The sequence below is a fragment of the Variovorax atrisoli 110B genome (assembly GCF_000382045.1).
In the GTDB taxonomy this organism is placed as follows: Bacteria; Pseudomonadota; Gammaproteobacteria; order Burkholderiales; family Burkholderiaceae_C; genus Variovorax; species Variovorax atrisoli.
Genome location: NZ_KB907472.1, coordinates 41,061 through 66,684, shown reverse-complemented (window position 1 = coordinate 66,684; position 25,624 = coordinate 41,061). Strand labels below are relative to the sequence as shown.

The 25,624-nt window shown below is 69.6% G+C and carries 24 protein-coding genes; 19 read left to right on the top strand and 5 right to left on the bottom strand.

All coding sequences use genetic code 11. The annotated features are described in order from the left end of the window. Positions 1-224: 224 nt before the first annotated feature. The 3 genes from G369_RS0133590 (at position 225) to G369_RS0133580 (ending at position 3,394) form a co-directional block, all read left to right on the top strand. Positions 225-1,430 (top strand): nucleoside hydrolase, encoded by a 1,206-nt coding sequence (locus G369_RS0133590; protein WP_019658463.1) that lies wholly within the window; start codon positions 225-227, stop codon positions 1,428-1,430. A gap of 130 nt (positions 1,431-1,560) precedes the next feature. Further along, entirely contained in the window at positions 1,561-2,400 is an 840-nt protein-coding gene (locus G369_RS0133585) for an amidohydrolase family protein (protein WP_019658462.1), read from the top strand. Further along, complete coding sequence (locus G369_RS0133580) at positions 2,390-3,394, top strand: tripartite tricarboxylate transporter substrate binding protein (RefSeq protein ID WP_019658461.1); 1,005 nt, start codon at positions 2,390-2,392, stop codon at positions 3,392-3,394. Before G369_RS0133585 ends, G369_RS0133580 begins: the two co-directional genes overlap by 11 nt. A gap of 19 nt (positions 3,395-3,413) precedes the next feature. On the opposite strand, the gene G369_RS0133575 is transcribed toward G369_RS0133580, so the two are convergent. After that, positions 3,414-4,295, bottom strand: a complete 882-nt coding sequence (locus tag G369_RS0133575; RefSeq protein ID WP_019658460.1) for a LysR family transcriptional regulator — start codon at positions 4,293-4,295, stop codon at positions 3,414-3,416. 31 nt (positions 4,296-4,326) lie between these two features. After that, positions 4,327-6,219, bottom strand: coding sequence for a DNA helicase RecQ (gene recQ / locus G369_RS0133570; protein WP_019658459.1), 1,893 nt, complete (start codon positions 6,217-6,219; stop codon positions 4,327-4,329). A gap of 293 nt (positions 6,220-6,512) precedes the next feature. Here recQ and G369_RS0133565 point away from each other — a divergent pair, with 293 nt between their 5' ends. The 15 genes from G369_RS0133565 (at position 6,513) to G369_RS0133495 (ending at position 22,333) form a co-directional block, all read left to right on the top strand. Beyond that, positions 6,513-7,484 carry an ABC transporter substrate-binding protein gene (locus tag G369_RS0133565; RefSeq protein WP_019658458.1) on the top strand — a complete coding sequence of 324 codons (972 nt, stop codon included), beginning with the start codon at positions 6,513-6,515 and terminating at the stop codon, positions 7,482-7,484. Then, positions 7,465-8,370 carry an ABC transporter permease gene (locus tag G369_RS0133560; protein WP_019658457.1) on the top strand — a complete coding sequence of 302 codons (906 nt, stop codon included), beginning with the start codon at positions 7,465-7,467 and terminating at the stop codon, positions 8,368-8,370. The genes G369_RS0133565 and G369_RS0133560 overlap by 20 nt, the downstream gene beginning before the upstream one ends. A gap of 124 nt (positions 8,371-8,494) precedes the next feature. Beyond that, entirely contained in the window at positions 8,495-9,277 is a 783-nt protein-coding gene (locus tag G369_RS0133555; RefSeq protein WP_019658456.1) for an ABC transporter ATP-binding protein, read from the top strand. A 10-nt stretch (positions 9,278-9,287) separates the two neighbouring features. Then, the gene (gene hutC / locus G369_RS0133550; RefSeq protein WP_019658455.1) at positions 9,288-10,025 is read left to right on the top strand and encodes a histidine utilization transcriptional repressor HutC; all 738 of its coding nucleotides are present in this window, start codon (positions 9,288-9,290) and stop codon (positions 10,023-10,025) included. A gap of 183 nt (positions 10,026-10,208) precedes the next feature. Continuing rightward, positions 10,209-11,768 carry a histidine ammonia-lyase gene (gene hutH, locus G369_RS0133545; RefSeq protein ID WP_019658454.1) on the top strand — a complete coding sequence of 520 codons (1,560 nt, stop codon included), beginning with the start codon at positions 10,209-10,211 and terminating at the stop codon, positions 11,766-11,768. Positions 11,769-11,795: 27 nt separating this feature from the next. Beyond that, positions 11,796-13,517, top strand: a complete 1,722-nt coding sequence (gene hutU / locus G369_RS0133540; RefSeq protein ID WP_019658453.1) for a urocanate hydratase — start codon at positions 11,796-11,798, stop codon at positions 13,515-13,517. 149 nt (positions 13,518-13,666) lie between these two features. After that, entirely contained in the window at positions 13,667-14,398 is a 732-nt protein-coding gene (locus G369_RS0133535) for an IclR family transcriptional regulator (RefSeq protein WP_026346850.1), read from the top strand. Between the two features lie 55 nt (positions 14,399-14,453). Further along, a complete protein-coding gene (locus G369_RS0133530; RefSeq protein WP_019658451.1) occupies positions 14,454-15,200 on the top strand; it encodes a transporter substrate-binding domain-containing protein in 747 nt (248 codons plus the stop codon). Positions 15,201-15,309: 109 nt separating this feature from the next. Further along, positions 15,310-15,978, top strand: a complete 669-nt coding sequence (locus G369_RS0133525) for an amino acid ABC transporter permease (RefSeq protein WP_026346849.1) — start codon at positions 15,310-15,312, stop codon at positions 15,976-15,978. Between the two features lie 148 nt (positions 15,979-16,126). Continuing rightward, on the top strand, positions 16,127-16,699 hold the full coding sequence (locus G369_RS0133520; protein WP_019658449.1) for a HutD/Ves family protein: 573 nt from the start codon (positions 16,127-16,129) through the stop codon (positions 16,697-16,699). A 27-nt stretch (positions 16,700-16,726) separates the two neighbouring features. Then, positions 16,727-17,956, top strand: coding sequence for an imidazolonepropionase (gene hutI / locus G369_RS0133515; RefSeq protein WP_019658448.1), 1,230 nt, complete (start codon positions 16,727-16,729; stop codon positions 17,954-17,956). Further along, a complete protein-coding gene (locus G369_RS0133510) occupies positions 17,953-19,335 on the top strand; it encodes a formimidoylglutamate deiminase (RefSeq protein WP_019658447.1) in 1,383 nt (460 codons plus the stop codon). Before hutI ends, G369_RS0133510 begins: the two co-directional genes overlap by 4 nt. Positions 19,336-19,346: 11 nt before the next feature. After that, on the top strand, positions 19,347-20,162 hold the full coding sequence (gene hutG / locus G369_RS0133505; protein ID WP_020723436.1) for an N-formylglutamate deformylase: 816 nt from the start codon (positions 19,347-19,349) through the stop codon (positions 20,160-20,162). 134 nt (positions 20,163-20,296) lie between these two features. Continuing rightward, positions 20,297-21,349: a homocysteine S-methyltransferase family protein gene (locus G369_RS0133500; RefSeq protein WP_019658445.1), complete on the top strand. Its 1,053-nt coding sequence runs from the start codon at positions 20,297-20,299 to the stop codon at positions 21,347-21,349. 249 nt (positions 21,350-21,598) lie between these two features. After that, a complete protein-coding gene (locus G369_RS0133495) occupies positions 21,599-22,333 on the top strand; it encodes an SH3 domain-containing protein (RefSeq protein ID WP_019658444.1) in 735 nt (244 codons plus the stop codon). A gap of 18 nt (positions 22,334-22,351) precedes the next feature. Here the strand turns inward: G369_RS0133495 and curA are convergent, their stop codons facing one another. The 3 genes from curA to G369_RS0133480 all read right to left on the bottom strand — a co-directional run bounded on the left by curA (position 22,352) and on the right by G369_RS0133480 (position 25,078). Further along, positions 22,352-23,398, bottom strand: a complete 1,047-nt coding sequence (gene curA, locus G369_RS0133490) for an NADPH-dependent curcumin/dihydrocurcumin reductase (protein WP_019658443.1) — start codon at positions 23,396-23,398, stop codon at positions 22,352-22,354. A gap of 90 nt (positions 23,399-23,488) precedes the next feature. After that, on the bottom strand, positions 23,489-24,103 hold the full coding sequence (locus tag G369_RS0133485) for a TetR/AcrR family transcriptional regulator (RefSeq protein ID WP_019658442.1): 615 nt from the start codon (positions 24,101-24,103) through the stop codon (positions 23,489-23,491). Positions 24,104-24,136: 33 nt separating this feature from the next. After that, a complete protein-coding gene (locus G369_RS0133480; RefSeq protein ID WP_019658441.1) occupies positions 24,137-25,078 on the bottom strand; it encodes a LysR family transcriptional regulator in 942 nt (313 codons plus the stop codon). A 101-nt stretch (positions 25,079-25,179) separates the two neighbouring features. On the opposite strand from G369_RS0133480, the gene G369_RS0133475 reads away from it, so the two are divergent. Continuing rightward, entirely contained in the window at positions 25,180-25,620 is a 441-nt protein-coding gene (locus G369_RS0133475) for a PACE efflux transporter (RefSeq protein ID WP_019658440.1), read from the top strand. Positions 25,621-25,624 lie beyond the last annotated feature (4 nt).

Genomic DNA, 25,624 nt, shown 5'->3' with positions numbered 1-25,624 from the left:
CACGAGCTGCTCTGCGCAGCCCCGAGCCGTTCTTGTTCTGAAAGGCGGCCCGGGCTCTCCTTCGGGCTCGCGGAAAACCCCTAGCGCCGGTGCTTGCCACCCCTGTCGCTCGCGCCGTAGAGTGGGTGAAACGTTTGCGCAAAGCTTTGCGCAAACGTTTGTATCTCGGAGCGGCAGGACTTGCCCCACCTGAGAACCAACTTCCTAGTACCAGGAGAGAGACGATGCGCAAATGGATCGGGGCGATGTTGATCGCCGTCATCACGACGTTGGCGGGCTGCGGAGGCGGCGGGAACGGAGGCTCGGGCATCGGCCTCGGCCCGGGCTGGGGCGGTGGTGGCGGGGGAGGATCGGGAGGCGGCGGCGCCGGCCCGCAGAAGATCATCATCGACAGCGACTACAACACCATGAGCGACGACGGCCAGCTCGGCGTGATGGCCGCGCAGCTGCAGGCCGAGGGCAAGGTGCGCGTGATGGGCATCAGCGTGGTCTCGGGCAACCAGTGGCTGAAGCAGGGCGTGGCCGACGCGCTGATGTCGGTTGAGCGCCTGGGCGTGGGCGACCGCATCGGCATCTACTCGGGCGCGAACTACGCGCTGAACCACACCTATGCCGACGTCCAGGCCGAGATGGCCGCCGGTGCCGGCGGCGACGGCTACCTCGGCGCCTGGGGCGGCCCCGAGCCCAAGACCGACGCCGACCTCAAGCCCTCGCCGGACGGCTTCGCGAAGCACACGGTGGTGCAGCGCAAGACGGCGGTCGACTTCATCGTCGACACCGTGAAGGCCAACCCCGGCGAGATCACCATCCTGGCCATCGGCCCGCTCACCAACATCGCGCTCGCGGTGAAGCAGAACCCCGAGATCGTGCCGCTCATCAAGAAGATCATCTACATGGGCGGCGCCATCGACGTGCCCGGCAACACCACCAAGGCCGCCGAGTTCAACTGGTGGTTCGACCCCGATGCCGCGCAGTTCGTGGTGCGGCTGCCGATCCCGCAGGTGGTGGTGCCGCTGGACGTGACCGACACCGTGTTCCTCACCAAGCCCATCTATGACCGCATCGCCCACCCGGCCAAGCCCACGGCCGTGACCGACGTGTTCCAGAAGCTCAACGGCTACGGCTTCGACGGCAAGAACGGCTTCGAGACCAATCCGAACTACACGCAGAACATCTGGGACACGCTCACCCTGGCCTACCTGATCGATTCGAGCTATGCCACGCAGACGGTGGACCGCTACGTCGACGTGATCGCCAAGCCGGGCGCCGCCGACAACGGCCGCTCCATCGGCTATTCGTCGCAGCCGCCCGGCCCGACGCTGCAGAAGATGACCGTGGTGAAGAAGTTCGACAACGCGCGCTTCTTCGAGCTGTACGTCGACCTGCTGACACGGCCGGTGCCCATCACGCTTCCCGCCACGGTGAACTGAACGGCGTCATAAGCCGCGCTTATCCAAACACAACCGGGAGACAGGTTCCCGGAAGGCGCCGTGCTCCGGATACTCGCCCACGTCCGCTTTGCGGCGGACGCACGAAGAATCCGACAGAGACAACGACGCAGTGCCTTCCGCTCCCATCACCGCCATCGACGGCCACGCCCACGTGTTCGTGCGCGGCCTGCCGCTCGCCGCGGCGCGGCGGCATGCACCCGACTACGACGCGACGCTGGCCGAATACCTCGCGCTGCTCGGCGCGCACGGCGTCTCGCACGGCGTGGTGGTGCAGCCCAGCTTCCTGGGCACCGACAACGGCTTCCTGATCGACGCGCTGCGCGCTGCCCCGGAGCGCCTGCGCGGCGTGGCGGTGGTCGATCCGATGGTGGACGACGCCACGCTGCAGGCGATGGCCGAAGCCGGCGTCGTCGGCGTCCGCCTCAACATCGTGGGCATGCCGCTGCCCGATCTCGCCCGGCCCGACTGGCAGCGGCTCTTCGCCCGCGCGAATGCGCTGGGCTGGCATGTGGAGCTGCATCGCGAATCGCGCGATCTCGCGCTGGCCGCGCAACCGGTGCTCGATGCCGGGTGCGCGTTGGTGGTCGACCATTTCGGCCGTCCCGCATCGGCACCCGCCGACGACGAAGGCTTCGCCTGGCTTCTGCGCGCCGCGGACTGCGGGCGCATCTGGGTCAAGCTCTCGGCCGCCTACCGCAACTGGCCCACGGCCACCGAAGCCCACGCGCGTGATGCCGCGCAGGCGCTGCTGAAGGCCTTCGGCGCCGGGCGCCTCGTGTGGGGCAGCGACTGGCCGCATACCCAGCACCGCGAGATCGCCGACTACACCGCCGCCCATGCAGCGCTGGCCGGCTGGGTGCCCGACGCCGCCGAGCGCCGCCGCATCCTGGTCGACACGCCGGCGCGGCTTTTCAAGTTCAAGACAGGAGACATCACCGATGACCAATGAAATCACCCGCGAAATCACTCGCGCCAGGCTGCTGCGCGCCGTTCCGCTCGCACTCGCCGGTGCGGCCCTGCTGCTGGGCAGCCTGGGCGCGCACGCCCAGGCGTGGCCGTCCAAGCCAGTGCGGCTGGTCGTGAGTTATCCGCCCGGCGGCACCGTCGACGCGGTGGCGCGCATCATCGCGCCCAAGCTCTCGGCGAAGCTGGGCCAGCCGGTGGTGATCGACAACCGCGGCGGCGCGGGCGGCGCCATCGGCGGCGACCTCGTCGCCAAGAGCCCGGCCGACGGCTACACCGTGCTGCTCGACGCGTCCAACCACGCGCAGAACCCCGCGCTGCGCAAGATGCCCTTCGACACGCTGCGCGAGCTCGCGCCGGTGTCGCTGCTGGTGAGGGTGCCCAACGTGCTGGTGGTGAACCCGTCGGCGCCGTTCAAGAACGTCGCGGACCTGATCGCGCAGGCCAAGGCGAAGCCGGGCGCCATCAACTACGCCTCGTCGGGCAACGGCTCGGCGCAGCACCTGGCGGGCGAGCTGTTCGCATCGATGGCGGGCGTGCAGATGACGCACGTGGCCTACAAGGGCGGCGGGCCCGCGCTCACCGACGTGATGTCGGGGCATGTGCCGGTGTTCTTCGCGAGCCTGGCCTCCAGCATGCCCTTCATCAAGGACGGCAAGCTGCGCGCGCTCGCGGTCACCGGCAAGGCGCCTTCGCCCGCCTTGCCGCAGCTGCCCACGGTGGCCGAGGCCGGCCTGCCCGGCTACGAGGTCTACGAGTGGAACGCGGTGTTCGTGCCGGCCGGCACGCCCGCGCCGGTGGCGCAGCGCCTGTCGAAGGAATTCGCCGCCGCGCTCAAGGACCCGGAAGTGCGCGGCCGGCTCGAAGCCCTGGGAGCGGAGGTGATCGGCTCGACGCCGGCCGAGCTCGACAGCTTCCGCCGTGCCGAGATCGCCAAGTGGACCAAGCTCGCCAAGGACAACAGGATCCAGCTGGACTGAGGGGACTGAGGCCGCCGCCTCAGCCGCGCAGCATGGCTGCGAACGCGTCGGCGAAGGTGGGCCGCGAGCGCGCCAGCCACAGCGCTGAAAGCTCGAAGGCCGGCAGCCCCGCGCCGTCGCGCACTTCGGCATAGCGCACGCCCTCGTGCTGCAGCGCGCGCACCGAGCGCGGCAGCAGCGACCAGCCCAGCCCCGCGGCCACGCAGGAGAGCACGGTCAGCGTGCGGTTGGCGTCCTGCACCACGCGCGTCTCGTGGCCGGCGCGCCGCAGTGCGCCCAGCAGCTGCGCGCGCAGTGCGGGGATCTGCTGCTCAGGGAACCAGACCAGGCCGTGCCGCGCGACGTCGGCGAGCGACACGCAGCCGTCGTCATCCATCGCCCAGGCAGCGGGCAGCGCGGCGATCAGCGGCTCCTCGCCCAGCCGCAGTTCGTGCACCCGGGCCGTGACCGACACCGGCGGATGCAGCAGCGCGATGTCGATGCGCCCGCCTTCGAGCGCCGCCACCTGCTCGGCATTGCTCATCTCGCGCAGCACCACGTCGAGCTGCGGATGTTCGGCGCGCAGCCGGCGCAGCGCGTTCGGCAGCACCTCGTAGACCGCATGCGTGACGAAGCCGATGGTGAGCCGTCCCGCGCGGCCCGCGCCCATCGCGCGTGCACGCTCGGTGGCCGCATCGCCGTAGGCCAGGCTGGCGCGCAGGTCGTCGATGACGGCCTGCCCCGCATCGGTGAGCGCGGCGCCGCGGCGCGTGCGCGTGAAGAGAGGCGTGCCGAGCTCCTTCTCGAGCCGGTTCAGCGTCTGCGTGAGTGCCGGCTGTGCCAGTCCCAGCCGCTCGGCCGCCTTCGTGAGGCTGCCCGCCTCGGCGATCGCGATCACGCAGCGCATCTGGCGGGTGTCCATCGCGGCGCCCCTTTTTCTGTTCTTCGGGCCGTCAGAAGTTCTCGCAGACGCGCAGCACCTCGCTGCCGTAGGCCTCGAGCTTCTTGGTGCCGATGCCGCTGATGCCCTGCAGGTCTTCGAGCGAGGCGGGCGCGCGCTCGGCGATGGCGGCCAGCGTGGCGTCGTGGAAGATCACGTAGGCCGGCAGGTTGTGTTCCTTCGCCACTTCGGCGCGCCATGCCTTGAGCGCGTCGAAGCGCTTGCGGCCCGCCTCGTCGAGCTTGGCCGCGGCCGGCGGCGGCGCGCCCTTGGCGGCCTTCTCGCGCCGGGGCTTGCGCTCCGCGGGCGACGACACCGATTCGCGCAGCGTCACCGGCGTCTCGCCCCTGAGCACGGCGCGCGAGCCCTCGGTGAGCTTCAGCGTGTTGAAGGCCTCGGCGTCCACCGCCAGCGCACCGGTGGCGATCAGCTGGCGCAGCACGCCGCGCAGCGCCACCTCGCTGAACTCGGCGCCGATGCCGAAGGTGCTGATGCGCTCGTGGCCGAACTGCTTGACCTTCTCGGTGCTCTTGCCGCGCAGGATGTCCATGATGTGCCCGGCGCCGAAGCTGATGCCGCTCAACTGCTGCACGCGGTAGATGGTGCTCAGCAGCTTGCGCGCGGCATCGGTGCCGTCCCACACCTGCGGCGGGTTCAGGCAGTTGTCGCAGTTGCCGCAGGGCGTGCTCTTCTCGCCGAAGTAGCCCAGGAGGCGCACGCGCCGGCAGTCGCTGGCCTCGGCCAGCGAGAGCAGCGCGTCGAGCTTGCCGCGCATCACCTGCTTGAACTCCTCGCCGGCGGGGCTCTCGTCGATCATGCGGCGCTGGTTGACGACGTCCTGCAGGCCGTAGGCCATCCAGGCGTCGGCGGGGCCGCCGTCGCGGCCGGCGCGGCCGGTCTCCTGGTAGTAGCCCTCGATGTTCTTGGGCATGTCGAGGTGGCCGACGAAGCGCACGTCGGGCTTGTCGATGCCCATGCCGAAGGCGATGGTCGCGACCATCACGATGCCTTCCTCGCGCAGGAAGCGGTCCTGATGCTGCTGGCGCACCGCGGCGTCCAGGCCCGCGTGGTAGGGCAGGGCGTTGATGCCTGCGTCGCGCAATTGCACCGCCACGTCCTCCACCCGCTTGCGCGACTGGCAATAGACCACGCCCGCGTCGCCCTCGTGCTCGCGCTCGATGAAGCGCAGCAGCTGCGTGGTGGCGTCCTTCTTCTCGACGATGGTGTAGCGGATGTTCGGCCGGTCGAAGCTGGAGACGAACTGGCGCGCGTCCTCCAGCTGCAGCCGCTCGACGATGTCGGCCCGGGTGAGCGCGTCGGCCGTGGCGGTGAGCGCGATGCGCGGCACGCCCGCATAGCGCTCGTGCAGCACGGTGAGCGCGCGGTACTCGGGTCGGAAGTCGTGGCCCCACTGGCTCACGCAGTGCGCCTCGTCGATGGCGAAGAGCGAGAGCTTGCCGCGCTCCTTCAGCGAATCGAGCTGCGACAGGAAGCGCGGCGTGTTCACCCGCTCGGGCGCCGCGTACAGCAGCGTGATCTCGCCGCGCAGCATGCGGCGCTCGACGTCCTGCGTCTCTTCCCAGTCGAGCGTGGAGTTGAGGAAGGCCGCGCTCACGCCGGCCTCGTGCAGCGCACCCACCTGGTCGTGCATCAGCGCGATGAGCGGCGACACCACGATCGCCACGCCCTTGCCCGCGCGCTGCCGGGCGATGGCCGGGATCTGGTAGCACAGCGACTTGCCGCCGCCCGTGGGCATCAGCACCAGCGCATCGCCGCCGCCCACCACGTGGTCGACGATGTCCTGCTGGGCCCCCCGGAACTGCGCGTAGCCGAAGACCTCGTGGAGGATGTCGGAGGGGGCGCTGCTGCCGGAGATGTCGATGGGGCGGGGGGCGAGGGAAGACACAGGCGGCGGGCGGGGGAGGTCGGAAAAGAAGAGGGAGGAGGGCGGCCGTCGATTGTCCCCCAGTGCCGCCGATATGACTGTGGCACGAGCTTTGCAATGGTTGCCGCCGTCCTGCGCCCTTCTTGTCTAGACAGCAAAAAGGTGCATTTCCCAAGCAAATGCACCAGAAACGAGCTTTCGGGTTATCCTGTATATACAAGTTGGGGCGCCTGGCAACAATGCGAGGCGTGCGTGACCCGGCCATCGGGCGGCACCGCCGAGCCTTTCCCCAAGAACAGACCCCAGGAGTACCCATGGTCAAGACGGTAGTTGTGAAGTTCGCCTCGCTGGTTGCAGCGGGCGCATGTGCGGCGGGCATGGCCGGAACGGCCGCCGCCCAGGATCTGACGAAGATCTCGCTCGGCATGTCCGGCTGGACCGGCTTCGCGCCGCTCTCGCTGGCGGACAAGGCCGGCATCTTCAAGAAGAACGGGCTCGACGTCGAACTCAAGATGATCCCGCAGAAGGACCGCCACCTTGCGCTGGCCTCCGGCGCCATCCAGTGCGCGGCCACCACCGTCGAAACGCACGTGGCCTGGAACGCCAACGGCGTGCCGATCGTGCAGATCTTCCAGATGGACAAGTCCTACGGCGCCGACGGCCTCGCGGTGCGCGGCGACATCGCCAAGTTCTCCGACCTCAAGGGCAAGACCATCGGCGTCGACGCGCCCGGCACCGCGCCCTACTTCGGCCTGGCCTGGATGCTCAGCAAGAACGGCATGTCGCTGAAGGACGTGAAGACCACCACGCTGTCGCCGCAGGCCTCGGCCCAGGCCTTCGTGGCCGGCCAGAACGACGCCGCCATGACCTACGAGCCCTACCTCTCGACGGTGCGCGCCAATCCCGCCGCCGGCAAGATCCTGGCCACCACGCTCGACTACCCGATGGTGATGGACACCGTCGGCTGTGCGCCCACCTGGCTCAAGGCCAATGCCAAGGCCGCCGCCGCGCTCACCAAGTCGTACTTCGACGCGCTGGACATGATCAAGGCCGAGCCCGAGAAGTCCAACGAACTCATGGGCTCCGCCGTGAAGCAGAGCGGCGAACAGTTCGCCAAGTCGGCGGCTTTCCTGCGCTGGCAGGACAAGGCGGCCAACCAGAAGTTCTTCGCGGGCGAGCTCACCAGCTTCATGAAGGAGGCCACGCCCATCCTTCTGGAAGCCGGCGTGATCCGCAAGGCGCCGGAAGATTTCTCGGCCACCTTCGATGCAAGCTTCGTCAAGTAAGAACGTGGCCCAGATGCAGCAGATGCCTTCCGCCGCAGCGGTCGCGGCGCCTGCGCCGCAGCAGGCCGCCAAGGCCGCGGCGCCCGTCGCCGCGCCGGCCCGCCGCCGCGCGCTCGCGCCGCTGGAGCCCATCGGCACGCGGGCGCGCGTGCTGCTGGGGCTCGCGTTCTTCGTCGTCTTCGTGCTCGTGTGGGCCATCGCCACGCTCGGAGGCTTCGTGCCGCCGACCTTCCTCGCGAGCCCGCCGACCATGGTCAAGGAAGGCTGGCTGCTCTTCACCGAGTACGGCTTCATCGGCGACATCGGCATGACCGTGTGGCGCGTGTTCGGCGGCTTCCTGCTGGCGGCCGTGTTCGCTGTGCCGCTGGGCATCGCCATGGGCACCTGGAAGGCCGTGGAGGCCTTCTTCGAGCCCTTCGTCTCCTTCTGCCGCTACCTGCCGGCCTCGGCCTTCATCCCGCTGCTCATCCTGTGGGCGGGGCTGGGCGAGATGCAGAAGCTGCTGGTGATCTTCATCGGCTCCTTCTTCCAGATCGTGCTGATGGTGGCCGTCACCGTGGGCGGCGCGCGGCGCGACCTCGTGGAGGCCGCCTACACGCTGGGCGCCAGCAGCCGCGGCATCGTGGCGCGCGTGCTCATCCCGGGCGCCGCGCCGGGCATCGCCGAGACGCTGCGCCTCGTGCTCGGCTGGGCATGGACCTACGTGATCGTGGCGGAGCTGATCGGCTCCTCCTCGGGCATCGGCCACATGATCACCGACAGCCAGGCGCTGCTGAACACCGGCCAGATCATCTTCGGGATCATCGTGATCGGCGTCATCGGCCTGCTTTCGGACTTCGCCTTCAAGGCAATCAACCGCCGCTTGTTTGCATGGGCGTCACTATGAACAACCCCCAGTCTTCGCGCACTTCGTGTCGCTTCGCCAACCCCCTTGCAGGGGGCAGCGCCTGCGGCCCGGCAAAGCCGGTTCCGCGCCACTCCCCGAATGAATCGCAGACGAAGGACGCGCTGTGAGCAATCAGCTTTCCATCCAGGGCGTCTCGCGCGTCTTCACGGGCACCAAGGGCCAGCGCACGCAGGCGCTGCAGCCGATCGACTTCGAGGTGAAGGAGAACGACTTCGTCACCATCCTCGGCCCCTCGGGCTGCGGCAAGTCGACGCTGCTGCGCATCGTGGCGGGGCTCGACTTCCCGACCAGCGGCCAGATGCTTCTCGACGGCCAGCGCATCGAGGGCCCCGGCGCCGACCGCGGCGTGGTGTTCCAGAGCTACACGCTCTTCCCGTGGCTCACCGTGGCGCAGAACATCCGCTTCGGCCTGCGCGAGCGCGGCATGAGCGAGGCAGACCAGAAGGAGCGCAGCGAGTTCTTCATCGCCAAGGTGGGCCTGCGCGGCTTCGAGAACCACTTCCCGAAGCAGCTCTCCGGCGGCATGCAGCAGCGCACCGCCATCGCGCGCGCGCTGGCCAACGACCCCAAGATGCTGCTGCTCGACGAGCCCTTCGGCGCGCTCGACAACCAGACTCGCGTGCTCATGCAGGAGCTGCTCTTGGGCATCTGGGAGTCGGCGCAGAAGACGGTGCTGTTCGTCACGCACGACATCGACGAGGCGATCTTCATGGCCAACCGCGTGGCGGTGTTCAGCGCGCGGCCCGGGCGCATCAAGACCGAGATCGCGGTCGACTTCCCGCACCCGCGCAGCTACACCATCAAGACCTCGCCGGAGTTCATGGAGATCAAGGCACGCCTGACCGAAGAGATCCGCGCCGAATCGATGGCCGCGGCGGAGCACTGACGAAGACACGATGAAACGCGACCTGCCGACCCTCGCGCTCTACGCGCAAGTCATGGATCACATCTCCCGCAAGATCCAGGACGGGACGTGGCCGCCCGGCCACCGCCTGCCGTCGGAGCACGAGCTGGTCGCGCAGTTCGGCATGGCGCGCATGACGGTGAACCGCGCGCTGCGCGAGCTGGTGGAGCAGGGCCGCATCGTGCGCGTGGCCGGCGTCGGCAGCTTCGTGGCGGAGAACAAGCCGCAGTCCACGCTGCTGCAGATCGCCAACATCGCCAGCGAGATCCGCCAGCGCGGGCACGACTACCGCTGCGAGATGATCGCGGTCGAGCGCCTGGCCGCCTCGACCGACGTGGCCGCGTGGCTCGACAAGCGCGCCGGCGACTCGGTGTTCCACAGCGTGTGCCTGCACCTGGAGAACGGCACGCCGGTGCAGCTGGAGGAGCGCTACGTCAACCCGCAGGTGGTGCCCGACTACCTCGAGCAGGATTTCACCGCGATGCCGCCCAGCGAGTACCTGGTGCGCAACGTGCCCTTCGACCAGATCGAGCACGTGGTCGACGCCGTGCTGCCCAACGCCGAGCAGGCCGAGCGCCTCGCGATGACGCCCACCGACCCCTGCCTGCTGCTCACGCGCCGCACCTGGTCGCGCAACGTTCCCGTGACGTGGGTGCGCTGCCTGCACCCCGGTTCACGCTACAGCCTGGGCAGCCGTTTCAAGGCCGACGGCAACCCCAGCTTCGGCTGACGCAATGAACTCTCTCCCAGTCTTCGCGCACTTCGCGTCGCTTTGCCGACCCCCTCGCCGGGGGGAACAGGTGCGGCCCGGCAAAGCCGGTTCCGCGGTGTTCCGCGAAGGGCCGTAGGTCTTTTTTTTGTCGTCGCCATCGACTCAGCTTTCACTCGCAACTACTTGTATAGACAGGTTCACATGCCAAGCAAACACACCGCCCATCCAGACGCCACCCTGACCCTCGTGCCCGGCCAGGTCGACCTCGCGACGCTGCGCCGCATCCAGGCCGGCGGCGTGAAGCTCGCGCTCGACGCATCGGTGCGCGAAGGCATGCAGCGCGCCGAGGCCGCCGTGCGCCACATCGTCGAGAACGACCAGGTCGTCTACGGCATCAACACCGGCTTCGGCAAGCTCGCGAGCACGCGCATCGGCAACGACCACCTCGCCGAGCTGCAGCGCAACCTGGTGCTCTCGCACAGCGTGGGCACGGGCGAGCCGCTGGCTGCGCCGGTGGTGCGCATGGTCCTCGCGACCAAGGCCGTGAGCCTGGCGCGCGGCCACTCCGGCGTGCGGCCGGCACTGGCCGATGCGCTGCTGGCACTGTTCAACGCGGGCGTGATGCCGCGCATCCCCGCCAAGGGATCGGTCGGCGCCTCGGGCGACCTCGCGCCATTGGCCCACCTCGCCTGCGTGCTCATCGGCGAAGGCGAGGCGACGCTGCCCGACGGCCGCGTGGTCAGCGGCGCCGAGGCGATGAAGCACATCGGCCTCGAGCCTTTCGTGCTCGGCCCCAAGGAAGGCCTTGCGCTGCTCAACGGCACGCAGGTGTCGACCGCGCTCGCGCTGGCGGGCCTCTTCGGTGCGGAAGACGTGTTCGCCTCGGCGCTGATGTCGGGGGCGCTGTCGCTCGAAGCCATCCAGGGCTCCATCAAGCCCTTCGACGCGCGCATCCACGCCGCGCGCGGCCAGCCGGGCCAGATCGCGGTGGCGGGCGCGGTGCGCACGCTGCTCGACGGCAGCGAGATCGTTCCCTCGCACGCCGACTGCGGCCGCGTGCAGGACCCGTATTCCGTGCGCTGCATCCCGCAGGTGATGGGCGCCTGCCTCGACAACCTCGCGCACGCCGCGCGCGTGCTGGTCATCGAGGCCAATGCCGCATCCGACAACCCGCTGGTCTTCACCGACACCGGCGAGGTCATCTCGGGCGGCAACTTCCACGCCGAGCCCGTCGCCTTCGCGGCCGACATCGTGGCGCTGGCCGTGAGCGAAGTCGGCGCGATCTCCGAGCGCCGCCTCGCGCTGCTGCTCGACAGCGGCCTGTCGGGCCTGCCGCCCTTCCTCGTGCGCGACGGCGGCCTCAACTCGGGCTTCATGATCGCGCAGGTCACGGCCGCGGCGCTCGCCTCGGAGAACAAGTCGCTCGCGCACCCCGCCAGCGTCGACAGCCTGCCGACCTCGGCCAACCAGGAAGACCATGTGTCGATGGCCACCTTCGCAGGTCGCCGCCTGGCCGACATGGTCAACAACACGGCCGTGGTGGTGGGCATCGAAGCGATGGCCGCCGCCCAGGGCATCGAACTCAAACGCAAGCTCAGGAGCTCGCCGCTGGTCGAAGCCGAATTCGCCGCCATCCGCCAGCAGGTCGCCTTCCTCGAAACCGACCGCTACCTCGCCCCCGACATCGAAGCCATGCGCCAGTGGGCGCTGAAGGCCGATCTGCCGGCCGCGCTGCTCGACATCCTGCCCAGCCACTCGTAAAACACCCCCCGATTAGGAGAACCCGCCATGAACGCTCCCGACAAATTCGCCCTGAATACCGCCACCGACCCGCGCCACGATCCCACGCGCGTGATCCGCGCCCCGCGCGGCAGCGAGCTCAACTGCAAGAGCTGGCTCACCGAGGCCCCCTTCCGCATGCTGCAGAACAACCTCGACGCCGAGGTGGCCGAGCGCCCGCAGGACCTGGTGGTGTACGGCGGCATCGGCCGCGCCGCGCGCGACTGGGCCTGCTTCGACCAGATCCTCGCTTCGCTGAAGGAACTGAACGACGACGAGACGCTGCTGATTCAATCGGGCAAACCGGTGGGCGTCTTCAAGACGCACGAGAACGCGCCGCGCGTGCTGCTGGCCAACTCGAACCTCGTGCCGAAGTGGGCCAACTGGGAGCACTTCAACGAGCTCGACCGCAAGGGCCTCTTCATGTACGGCCAGATGACGGCCGGCAGCTGGATCTACATCGGCAGCCAGGGCATCGTGCAAGGCACCTTCGAGACCTTCGTCGAGGCCGGCCGCCAGCACTACAACAACAGCCTCGCGGGCAAGTGGATCCTCACGGCCGGCCTGGGCGGCATGGGCGGCGCGCAGCCGCTGGCCGCCACGCTGGCCGGCGCGGTGTCGCTGAACATCGAGTGCCAGCAGTCGAGCATCGACTTCCGCCTGCGCACCCGCTACGTCGACAAGCAGGCGCGCGACATCGACCACGCCTTCGAGCTCATCAAGCAGCACTGCGACGCGAAGGAAGCCGTGTCGATCGCGCTGCTGGGCAACGCGGCCGAGGTCCTTCCCGAGCTGGTGAAGCGCGCGAAGGCCGGCGGCCTGAAGCCCGATCTCGTGACCGACCAGACCTCCGCGCACGACCTCATCAACGGCTACCTGCCTGCCGGCTGGAGTGTGTCGCAATGGCAGGCAGCCATGAAGGACGCCTCGCAGCACGATGCGCTGAAGAAGGCCGCCGCGAAGTCATGCGCCGTGCACGTGCAGGCCATGCTCGACTTCCAGGCCATGGGCATCCCCACGGTCGACTACGGCAACAACATCCGCCAGGTGGCCTTCGACGAGGGCGTGAAGAACGCCTTCGACTTCCCCGGCTTCGTGCCGGCCTACATCCGTCCGCTCTTCTGCGAGGGCAAGGGCCCGTTCCGCTGGGTGGCGCTGTCGGGCGACCCGGAGGACATCTACAAGACCGACGCCAAGATCAAGGAGCTGTTCCCCGAGAACAAGCACACGCACCGCTGGCTGGACATGGCGCGCGAACGCATCGCCTTCCAGGGCCTGCCGGCGCGCATCTGCTGGCTGGGCCTGGGCGAGCGCCACATCGCGGGCCTGGCCTTCAACGAGATGGTGCGCAAGGGCGAGCTGAAGGCGCCCATCGTCATCGGCCGCGACCACCTCGACACCGGATCGGTCGCCAGCCCCAACCGCGAGACCGAGGCGATGAAGGACGGCACCGACGCGGTGAGCGACTGGCCGCTGCTCAACGCGCTGCTCAACACGGCAGGCGGCGCCACCTGGGTCAGCCTGCACCACGGCGGCGGCGTGGGCATGGGCTACTCGCAGCACTCGGGCGTGGTGATCGTTTGCGACGGCACCGACGCCGCTGCAAAACGCATCGAGCGCGTGCTCTTCAACGACCCCGCCACCGGCGTGATGCGCCATGCCGACGCGGGCTACGACATCGCCGTGGCCACCGCGAAGAAGCAGGGCCTGAAGCTGCCGATGGTGAAGTGAGGGCGGGCGCCGCCACGAAGAAGGGCGCGACCTTAAGCCGAAGGTAGAAAGAAAAAGCAGGCCCATTCCCACTCCCTGGGAATATGGGCTTGGAAGTGGGAACGGCGGGCAAGATACTGCACGCCGGTTCCATTCCTCCGACCGATCGCATGACGCCCCCGACCGACGCCCCCGCCAACGACCGCGCGCTCTTCGTGCTGTCGGTGCTGGCGCAGAGCAAGGCGGCGATGACGGCGGCCGAGCTGGTGCGGGCCACCGGCCTGTCGCAGAGCACGCTGTACCGGCAGATCGCCACGCTGCGCCGCTGGGGCTTCGTGATGGAGTCCGACGGCCGCTACTCGCCGGGCCCGGTCAGCGTGCAGCTGGCCACCGGCTTCGACGGCAACTCCGACCTCGTGATCGCCGCGCGCGCCGACATGCGCCTGCTGGCGCAGCAAAGCCACGAGAGCGTGGCGCTGGTCACGGCGGTGAACGACCGCGTCGTGTGCCTAGAGATGATCGACAGCGAACAGTCGCTGCGCTGCTCCTTCGACCGCGGCCGCAGCGTGCCTGCCCGCGACGGCGCCAGCGCCAAGTGCCTGCTGGCCCACATGCCGGTCGACCAGCGCGACGCCCTGCTCGACGGCCTCGGCGAAAGCCCCGAGCGCCGCGCCGAGCGCGCCGCCGAACTCGACGCCATCCGCGAGGCCGGCCATGCCGTGACCCACGGCGAAGTCGACGCCGGCGTGTGGGGTGCGAGCGCGCCGGTGCTCTCTTCGGGCCGGCGCCTGCGCGGCGCGATCACGCTGATGGCGCCGCTCACGCGCGTCGAGGGCATGGAAGCTGCATTGCTGCACATGACCGTCGTCACGGCGGCGCGCATCTCGCGGGCGCTGCAGTAGCCGCGCTGCCTTTTTCTTTCTTCTTCCTTCATTCCCACCACGAAAGTCCCCTGCCATGAACACCCGCCGCACCATCGTCGCCGCCGCTCTTTCCGGCCTTGCCATCCTCGGTTTCGCGGGCGCCGCGCACGCACAGGGCGAGCCGCTGCGCGTGGCGACCGACGCCACCTTCCCGCCCATGGAGTTCGTGGAGAACGGCAAGCGCACCGGCTTCGACGTGGAGCTGGTCGAGGCCATCGGCAAAACGCTGGGCCGCAAGGTCGAGTGGATCGACATCGACTTCAAGGGCCTCGTGCCGGGGCTCATCTCGAAGCGCTTCGACATGGCCGTCTCGGCCATCTACATCACCGACGAGCGCAGGAAGGTGGTCGATTTCACCGTGCCCTACTACGCGGGCGGCCTCGTCGTGATGGTGAAGGACGGCAACACGGCGATCAAGACGCCGGCCGACATCAACGGCAAGAAGGTCAGTGTGCAGGTGGGCACCAAGTCGGTGAGCTACACCAAGGAGAAATTCCCGCAGGTGCAGCTGATGGAAGTCGAGAAGAACCAGGAGATGTTCAACCTCGTCGACATCGGCCGCGCCGACGCCGCCGTGACCGGCAAGCCCGCCGCCTACCAGTACGTGCGCACGCGCGGCGGCCTGAAGGTGCTGCCCGAGCAGATCACCACCGAGGAATACGGCATGGCCATCCGCAAGGACACGCCCGAGCTGACCAAGGCGGTGAACGGCGCGATCGAGAAGCTGAAGGCCGACGGCACCTACGACCAGATCGTGAAGAAGTGGTTCAGCACGAAGTAATGACAGCCCCCCGGCTTTTCACGCGCTGCGCGCGTGTAACTCCACCCCCCGAGGGGGAGGCGCGGCCGGCTTGGGGCGGCCCGGCGCTCGGCCGCCAGAAGGATTGATGATGGATCTCGATTTCTCGCCAGTCTGGCAAGGCTGGCCCGACCTGCTGCGCGGCGCATTGGTCACGGTGGAGATCACCGCCTGCGCGCTCGCACTGGGCTGCGTGCTGGGCCTGCTGGTCGGCATCGGCCGGCTGAACCCGAAGCGGCGCTGGCTCTACGGCGCATGCACGGCCTATGTGGCGGCCATCCGTGGCACGCCGCTGCTGGTGCAGCTGTTCATCCTGTTCTTCGGCCTGCCGCACTTCGGCATCCTGCTGCCGGCCTTCGTGTGCGGCGTGCTGGGGCTCGGCGTGTATTCGGGCGCCTACGTGTCGGAGATCGTGCGCGGCGCGATCCAGTCGATCGACAAGGGCCAGACCATGGCCGCGCAGTCGCTGGGCATGACGCCCGGCCTCGCGATGCGCCACATCGTGCTGCCGCAGGCGGTGGTGCGCATGATCCCGCCGCTGGGCAACGAGTTCATCGCGTTGATCAAGAACTCGGCGCTGGTGTCGTTGCTGACGATTCACGACGTGATGCACGAGGGGCAGAAGATCATCAGCGTGTCGTATCGCTCGCTGGAGGTGTACTTGGCCATCGCGGTCGTGTACTTCGTGCTCACCGGGACGATGACGCTGGTGCTGCGGCATTTCGAGCAGCGCCTGCGCCAGGGCGGGATGGTGCGATGAGCGGCGCGTTGGAATTTGTCTTTCTCCCTTCCCCGCTGGGGGAGGGCAGGGGTGGGAGCACGATGGCCTCTAGCCAATCACAGCGCTCGTTGGGCACTGCCCCCATCCCAACTTTCCCCCAGAGGGGGAAGGAGCAAGAGGGGCGCTCATGAGCAGCGTGTTCCGTTTCTCGCGCGCCTCGCTGCCTGCCACGCCATGGAAGAACGGCGGCGGCACCACGCGGGAAGTCTCCAGCTGGCCGCAGGGCGCGGGGCTCGACAGCTTCGGCTGGCGCGTGAGCATCGCCACCATCGCGGCGGCGGGGCCGTTCTCGGTGTTCGCGGGCGTGGACCGCAGCATCACGCTGCTCGAAGGCGACGGCGTTCGGCTCTTCACGCACGACGGGCGCATCGAGCACCGGCTCGACGTTCCGTTGCAGCCCTTCGCCTTCAGCGGCGACGAGCCGATCGACTGCACGCTGCTCGGCGGCGCCTCCAACGACTTCAACGTGATGACGCGGCGCGGCCAGTGGCGCGCCGACGTGCGCGTGCTGGACCGCGCCACGGCCATCGAGGCCGCGCCGCACGGCGTGCTGCTGGCGCTGCGCGGCGCATGGCGGCTCGACGATGAAGCCTGCAGCGAAGGCGAAGGCCTGCAGTGGTCCGATGCGACACGGGCCTGGCATGCGACGCCCGAAGGCGCCGACGCGCGGCTGCTCGCGGTGCGCATCCTGCCGGCGTAACCCGCAGGCGCAACAACAGGAACGACGATGAAACCCGTCATCAACGAATTTCCCTCCGCCGACGGCCTCTGGAGCGGCATCCGCCTCGCCACCGATGCGAAGGTGGAAGGCGCCATCGTGGTGGCGCAGGGCGCGATCCGCTGGGTCGGCGCCCGAAGCGCGCTGCCGGCTGAATTCGCCGGACTGAAGCCGCACGACGGCGGCGGCGCACTCGTCACGCCGGGGCTGGTCGACTGCCACACGCACCTGGTCTATGGAGGCCAGCGCGCCAACGAGTTCGCGATGCGCCTGGCAGGCGCCACGTACGAGGAAGTGGCGAAGGCCGGCGGCGGCATCGTCTCGTCGGTGCGCGCCACGCGCGAGGCCGATGAAGACACGCTCTTCGCGCAGGCCGCACCGCGGCTCGAGCAGCTGCTGGCCGACGGCGTGTGCGTCATCGAGATCAAGTCGGGCTACGGCCTCTCGCTGGAGCACGAGCGCAAGCAGCTGCGCGTGGCGCGGCGCCTGGGCGAGGCCTATGGCGTGACGGTGCGCACCACCTTTCTCGGCGCGCATGCGCTGCCGCCGGAGTACGCGGGTCGCAGTGGCGACTACATCGACCTCGTCTGCAACGAGATGCTGCCCGCGCTCGCGGCCGAAGGGCTGGTCGACGCGGTGGACGTGTTCTGCGAACGCATCGCCTTCTCGCTCGCCGAGACCGAGCAGGTCTTCAAGGCCGCGAAGGCGCTGGGCCTGCCGGTGAAGCTGCATGCCGAGCAGCTCTCGGACATGGGCGGCGCCGCTCTGGCCGCGCGCTACGGCGCGCTGTCGTGCGACCACATCGAGCACCTGTCGGCCGAGGGCATCGAGGCGATGCGCCGCTCGGGCACCGTGGCCGTGCTGCTGCCGGGCGCCTACTACACGCTGCGCGACACCCACCTGCCGCCCATCGCCGCGCTGCGCGCCGCGGGCGTGCCGATGGCGGTGTCCACCGACCACAACCCCGGCACCTCGCCCGCGCTGAGCCTGCTGCTGATGGTGAACATGGCATGCACGCTGTTCCGCCTCACGGTGCCCGAGGCGCTCGACGGCGTCACCGTGCACGCCGCACGCGCGCTGGGCCTGCAGGACACGCACGGCGCCATCGCCCCCGGCATGCCCGCCAACTTCGTGCTGTGGAACGTGCGCGAAGCGGCCGAGCTCGCCTACTGGTTCGGACAGCAGCCCGTGCGCGCCGTGGTGCGGCAGGGGCGCATCGCCATTGGAGGCAACGCATGACACAAACTCTTTTCGCGGCCGATGCGCTGCTGCCCGAGGGCTGGGCCAAAGACGTCCTGCTGGCGTGGGACGACGCGGGCCGGCTCACGCAGGTGCAGCCCGGCGCGCAGCGCCCCGTCGACACGCAGGCCGCCACCGGCCCCGTGATCCCCGGCATGCCCAACCTGCATTCGCACGCCTTCCAGCGCGCCTTCGCGGGCCTCACCGAACACCGCGCCGAGCAGCACGACAGCTTCTGGAGCTGGCGCACGCTGATGTACCGCTTCGCCGCGCGCCTGGGCCCGCAGCACATGGAAGCCATCGCGACCTGGCTCTATGCCGAGATGCTCGAAGCCGGCTACACCGGCGTGTGCGAGTTCCAGTACGTGCACCACGACGTGGACGGCCGCCCGTACGCCGACGACGCCACGCTGAGCCTGGCGCTGCTGCGCGCGGCGAAGAAGGCGGGCATCGGCTTCACGCTGCTGCCGGTGCTCTACCAGACCGGCGGCTTCGGCGAGCAGCCGCCCACCGAGGGGCAGCGCCGTTTCGTGCGCTCCACCGAATCGATGCTGCGCCTGCTCGAAGCGCTCAAGCCGCAGTGCGACGCGCACGGCGCGCGACTGGGCCTCGCGCCGCACTCGCTGCGCGCCGTTCCGCCGGAAGGTTTGCGCGAGGCCGTCGCGGGGCTCGAGGCCATCGACCGCACCGCGCCCATCCACATCCACATCGCCGAGCAGACCAAGGAAGTGGACGACTGCGTGGCCTGGAGCGGCCTGCGCCCCGTCGAATGGCTGCTCGACCACGCGCCGGTGGACGAGCGCTGGTGCCTCGTGCATGCCACGCACATGAACGACGCCGAGTACGAATACGCGGCCCGCAGCGGCGCGGTCGCGGGCCTGTGCCCGACCACCGAGGCGAACCTGGGCGACGGCATCTTCGACTTCGCCAAGTGGCGCAGCCACGGCGGCGCCTGGGGCGTGGGCTCCGACAGCCACGCCAGCGTCAACGCGGCAGAGGAACTGCTGATGCTCGAATACAGCCAGCGCCTGGCCAGGCGCCAGCGCAACGTCGGCGCCAGCGCGGCGCAGCCGCATGTGGCCACCGCGCTCACGCTGGAGGCGGTGCAGGGCGGTGCGAGGGCCTCGGGCCGCGCCACGGGCGGGCTTGCGGCAGGGCTGCAGGCCGACTTCGCGGTGCTCGATGCCTCGCACATCGCGCTGCAGGGACTATCCGCGCCCGATATGCTTTCCGCCCACGTCTTTGCGAGCCACCGCACCTCGGCCATCGACAGCGTCTGGGTGGCAGGCCGCCCGCGCGTCTCGGCCGGACGCCACGCGCTGCACGACGAAGCCGCCGCCGCCTTCGTGGCCGCGCGCACCCAACTACTCCAGGATTGATCAACCCCACCATGGCCTTCACCACCGCCGAACCGCCTTTCCGCTTCCGCCAGGGCACCCGCCCGCTGCTGATTTCGATGCCGCACGTCGGCACGCACGTGCCGCCCGCGCTGGCCGCGCGCCTGACCGACGAGGCGCGCCAGGTGCCCGACACCGACTGGCACCTCGAGCGGCTCTACGACTTCGCCGACGAACTGGGCGCCTCGGTGCTGGTGGCGACGCACTCGCGCTACGTGATCGACCTGAACCGTCCGCCGGACGGCGCGAGCCTCTACCCCGGCCAGAGCGTGACGGGCCTGTGCCCGGTCGACACCTTCGACGACACGCCGCTGTACGCGAACCCTGCCGACGTGCCGGGCGAGGCCGAGATAGCCGAGCGCCGCGACGCCATCTGGCAGCCCTACCACGCCAGGCTGGCCGAGGAACTCGCCCGCATCCGCGCGCAGCACGGCGTGGCCGCGCTGTGGGACGCGCACTCGATCCGCTCGGTGCTGCCGCGCTTCTTCGACGGCAAGCTGCCCGACCTGAACCTGGGCACCGGCAAGGGCATCAGCTGCGACCCGGCGCTGGCGCAGACGCTGCTGGGCATCGCCGAGAGCGCCACCGGCTACACGGGCGTGCTCAACGGCCGCTTCACCGGCGGCTACATCACGCGCAACTACGGCAACCCCGCGCAGAACGTGCACGCGGTGCAGCTGGAGATGACGCAGTCGAGCTACATGCAGGAGAAGCTGCCCTTCGACTACCTGCCCGAGGTGGCGGCGGGCGTGCAGCCGCACGTGCGGCGGATGATCGAGGCGGTGCTGGACTTCGTCGAAGGCCGTTGACGTCAACGGCCTTGGGTGTTCAGGTGGAACGCCGTCGAACCGGCTTTGCCGGGCGACTGGCGTTGCCCCCGGTAGGGGGGAGGAGAAGCGACACGAAGTGCGCGTAGCCTGGGGGCGAGCGAGAATATGAGGTTATGAAGCCCCTCGTCTACACCCGCGGCCAGGCCCTGCCCGGCATCCTCGCCAAGCGCATCGCCATCCTCGACGGCGCCATGGGCACGATGATCCAGCGCTTCAAGCTGACGGAAGAGCAGTACCGCGGCGAGCGCTTCAAGGACTTCGAGCGCGACGTGAAGGGCAACAACGAACTGCTGTCGCTCACGCGGCCCGACGTGATCCGCGACATCCACGAGGGCTACCTCGCGGCCGGCGCCGACCTCATCGAGACCAACACCTTCGGCGCGACCACCATCGCGCAGGAGGACTACAAGATGGCGCATCTCGCGCGCGAGATGAACCTCGAATCCGCCAGGCTCGCGCGCGCGGCGTGCGACAAGTTCAGCACGCCCGACAAGCCGCGCTTCGTGGCCGGCGCCCTCGGCCCGACGCCCAAGACGGCGAGCATCAGCCCCGACGTGAACGACCCGGGCGCGCGCAACGTCAACTTCGAGGAGCTGCGCGCGGCCTACTACGAGCAGACCGCGGCGCTGGTCGAAGGCGGTGCCGACGTGATCCTGGTCGAGACCATCTTCGACACGCTCAATGCCAAGGCCGCGCTGTTCGCGGTCGACGAGTACTTCCACGACAGCGGCCAGCGCCTGCCGCTCATCATCAGCGGCACGGTGACCGACGCGTCGGGGCGCATCCTCAGCGGCCAGACCGTCACCGCCTTCTGGCACAGCGTGCGCCACGCGCAGCCGCTGGCCATCGGCCTGAACTGCGCACTGGGCGCGGCGCTGATGCGCCCCTACATCCAGGAACTGGCGCGCGTGGCCGGCGACACCTTCATCAGTTGCTACCCGAACGCCGGCCTGCCCAACCCGATGAGCGACACCGGCTTCGACGAGACGCCCGAGGTCACCTCGCGCCTGCTGCACGAGTTCGCATCGGAAGGGCTTGTGAACATCGTGGGCGGCTGCTGCGGCACCACGCCCGACCACATCGCGGCGATCGGCAAGGCGGTCGAGCCGATGGCCGGGCGGGTGCTGGGCAGCAACGCGGCTGGTTTCTACAAGGAAGCGGCTTAACTGGCTCTCCCCCAGGCTTCGCGCACTTCGTGTCGCTGCGCCAACCCCCTTCCGGGGGCAACACCTGCGGCCCGGCGAAGCCGGTTCCGCGGTGTTTCTGGCTCTCCTGCGGGCTTCGCGCATTTCGTGGCGGTGCGCGGCCTTCTTCCGGGGGTGACGTCTGCGGGCCGGCGGAGCCGGTTCTGTGGTGTTTCTGGAATAAGGTGTGCGCTGATTGACGGGCTGGAGCCCCCGGCCTAGGCTGGGGCGATGAACTCACTCGCACATCGCTGGGCTGCCGTGGGCGCGCTGGCCCTGGCGCTTCCGCTCGCGGCGCAGGCGCAGCAGGCTTTCACGCGCGGCGGGGTCAACCTGCGCGCGGGTCCCTCGGGCGACTATCCGCTGGTGGCGCGGCTCGGGCCGGGGCAGCCGCTCGAGGTGGTCGGCTGCACCAGCGGCTACGGCTGGTGCGACGTGGTGCTGCCCGACGGCGGGCGCGGCTGGGTCTGGGCGCGCAGCATCGACTACGCCTACCAGGAGCAGCGCGTGCCGCTGGCCACGTACGGCGCGCTGATCGGCGTGCCGATCATCGGCTTCGCGATCGGCAGCTACTGGGCCGACTACTACCGCGACCGGCCCTGGTACGGCGACCGGCGCTGGTGGGGCAATCGGCCGCCCCCGCCGCCCGTGGCGGGCTGGCGTCCGCCGCCGCCGGTGCGTCCGGGATGGCAGCCGCATCCGTGGCAGCCGGGGCCCGGTTTCCGCCCTCCCGGTCCGGGGTTCCGCCCGCCGCCCGGTCCCGGGTTCCGGCCGCCGCATCCGCCCGGCGTTCGTCCGCCGATCGATCCCGGCGTCAGGCCGCCACGCCCGCAGCCGGGGTTCCGTCCGGGGCCGCCGCCGGGCATGCCGCATCCGCATCCTGGCGGGGGAGGGCATCGCGGGGGCGGCCATGGTGGACATGGAGAAGGCCGCGGCGGCGGCCACGGCGGCGGGCACCGGCACTGACGGCACCGCCCGTCCGTCTCAATCTCCGGCGACGCGCACCACGCGCTTGCCGACGTTGCGGCCCTGGAGCAGGCCGATGAATGCGGCCGGCGCGTTCTCCAGGCCGTCGATGCGGTCCTCGCGCAGCGTGATCTTCCCGGCCTCCACCCATTCGTCCATCTCGCGCCGGAACGCATCGAAGCGCTCGCCGTAGTGGTCGAGGATGACGAAGCCCTGCATGCGGATGCGCTTCTGCAGCAGCGCCGCCGTCAGCAGCGGCAGCCGGTTGGGCCCCGGGGGCAGAGCCTCGCTGTTGTAGTCGGCGATGTGCCCGCACACCGGCACGCGCGCGCCGATGTTGAGCAGCGGCAGCACCGCGTCGAACACAGCGCCGCCGACGTTCTCGAAGTACACGTCGATGCCCTGGGGGCAGGCGGCCGCGAGGCGCGCTGCAAACTCCGGATCGTGGCGGTCGATGCAGGCGTCGAAGCCCAGCACCTCGACCGCGTGGCGGCATTTCTGAGCACCGCCGGCGATGCCGACCACGCGCGCGCCCTTCAGCCTGGCGATCTGCCCGACCACCGAGCCGACCGCGCCGGTCGCGGCGGCCACCACCACCGTCTCGCCGGCCTTGGGCTGGCCGATGTCGAGCAGGCCGACGTGGGCGGTGAAGGCCGGCATGCCGAGCCCGCCCAGCGCGAGCGAGGGCTGGGCCATGTCGCCGAGCGGCATCAGGTCCTGGCCGTCGGACAGCGCGTAGTCCTGCCAGCCGGCGTTGCCCAGCACGAGATCCCCGGGCCGCAGGCGCGGATTCCGGGACTCGACGACGCGGTTGACCGTGCCGCCCGGCATCGGCTCGCCCACCTGCACCGAGGCGGGCGCGTAGAGCGGCGGCACCTCGTCCATCAGCTGGCGCATGTACGGATCGAGCGACAGGTGCAGCGTGCGCAGCAGCACCTGGCCCTCGCCGGGCGCGGGAACGGCGGCTTCCTCGAGGCGGAAGTTCTCCGGCGTGGGAAGGCCGCGCGGCCGGGCGGCGAGGACGATGCGGCGGTTGACGGTGTCGACGGTGTTGCGCTGGGACATGTAGCGTGGCTCCTTGGTTAATAGACCAGTCGTCTAGTAGATGGCCGAAAAAAAGCGGGAGCGCGTTCGCCTCCCGCCTGGTGATTTCCTTCAGTGGTCCGAAGACAGGCCCAACTGTTGCCGGGTGTCGCGCATCGCCGCGTCCAGCGACGAGCGGTCGCGCGTGATCTTGGCCAGCAGGCTGGCGCCGAGCCAGCGCTGGTAGAGCGCGACGGCGACGCCCTGGGCGTCCTGCCCCTGCGGCATCGCCTTGATCGAGCCGTCGGCCTGGCCGGCCTCGATGCAGCTGGCGAGCCGGTCGGTGATGCCGCGGGTGCCGCGCGCTAGCGCCGCACGCATGCTCTCGGACAGGTCGCAGACCTCGGCGCCGAGCTTCACGACGAGGCAGCGGCTCTGCGCTTCCTCGCCGGTCTGGGAGTCGAGCCAGTCGTCGAAATAGGCGATCAGGCGCTGGGCGGCGGTGCCGGAACCCTCGGTCAGCAGGGCGTCGGTGCGCCCGAGGTACTCGCCGAAGTAGGCCTCCAGCACCGCCTCGCCGAACACTTCCTTGGAGCCGAAGTAGTGATAGAACGAGCCTTTCGGCACCTTCGCCGCGGCCAGCACTTCGGCCAGCCCGACGCCGGTGAAGCCCTTTCGCAGCAGCAGCGGATGGGCTACGTCGAGGATGTGCTGGCGGACGTCGGTGGTGGGAGCGGCGGCGTTCATGGGCCGCACTCTAGCGTCTATTAGACCAGTCGTCTAGTTCGTCGGGCCGGCGGCTTCGCCGCTGACCTTGGGGCTGCACTCGCCCGCCGCGGCCCGTCCCTTGGCGATCAGATTCACGAAATGCTGGGCTCCCAGGCCGAGTGGGCGCTCACGTGACCACACCACGTCCACCCACAGGTCGAGTCCGTTGCTGAGGTTCTCGAAGGGAATCTCGACCAGCGCGCCCGCCGCCACGTGCGGCCGCGCGAAGTTGCGCGGCAGCCAGCCCCAGCCCAGTCCGGCGGTGATCAGGCTCAGCGCGGCCAACGCGTTGTCGGAGCGCCAGACGTGGCGCGCGAAGACGAATCGCGGGTCGCTGGTGGCGAGGTCGCGCCCGGCCACGACGATCTGGCGGGTGTTGGTCAGGTGGTCCTCGCGCAGCCGGCCGCCGTTGGCTGCGAGCACCGGGTGGTCGGGCGCCATCACCGCCACCATGAGTTCGCTGCCCACTTCCTGGAAGCCCTCGCGCCCGTCGAGGCTGGGCCGTTCGAACACCAGCGCGAGCTGCGCGCGGCCGCTGTGCAGCAGCGCCAGCGCGTCGGCCTGCGGCGCGGCAAGCACCTCGACCTGCAGCAGCGGATGCTCCCGCGCCAGCTCCGACAGCGGGCCCGTCCACGGGGCGGCCAGCAGCTCGGGCGCGATGGCCAGGGTGAGCCGGTCTTCCAGTCCCTGGGTGAGGGCGAGTGCCTGCACCTGCAACTGCTTGAGCTGCGACGCCAGCAGCCGCGCCTGCGGCTCCAGCGAGCGCGCGGCGGCCGTGGGCTGGGGCTCGCGGCCGCTGCGGTCGAAGAGCTGCAGGTCGAGCTCGGCCTCGAGGTTGGCGATGGCCATGCTCACCGCCGACGGCACCCGGCGCAGCGCCCGCGCGGCGGCCGAGAAGGAGCCGTGGTCGATCACGGCCAGGAAGACTTCGACGTTGTCGCTGGAGAAAACCATGGCACCCGATCTATCAGCCAAACTGAAACAAGTTAACTTTTTATATCAGCAGATGACAAATAAAGTCCAGTCATCGCATCAACGAACACAGAGAGAAAGTCATGCAAGGGATTCAGCGCCGCATCGTCTACATCACCCTCTATGAAGGGATCGCCATCGTGGCCGCCAGTGCCGGGCTGGCCCTGATGACGGATGCCGGCCTGGGCCATTCGGGCGTCCTGGCGGTGGCAGCGTCGGTCATCGCGGTGATCTGGAACCTGGTCTTCAATTCGCTCTTCGAGCGCTGGGAGTCGCGCCAGGCCGTGCGCGGACGCAGCCTGCGCCGCCGGATCGCGCACGCCATCGGCTTCGAGGGCGGCCTGATCGCCTTCCTGGTGCCGATGTTCGCCTGGGGCCTGGGCGTGTCGCTCTGGCAGGCGCTGGTGATGGACCTGGGGCTGGTGGTGTTCTTCCTGGTCTACACCTTCGTCTTCAACTGGGCCTTCGACCGCGTGTTCGGCCTGCCGGCTTCGGCCGCGGCGAAGGTGCCGGTGGCGGCCTGATCGC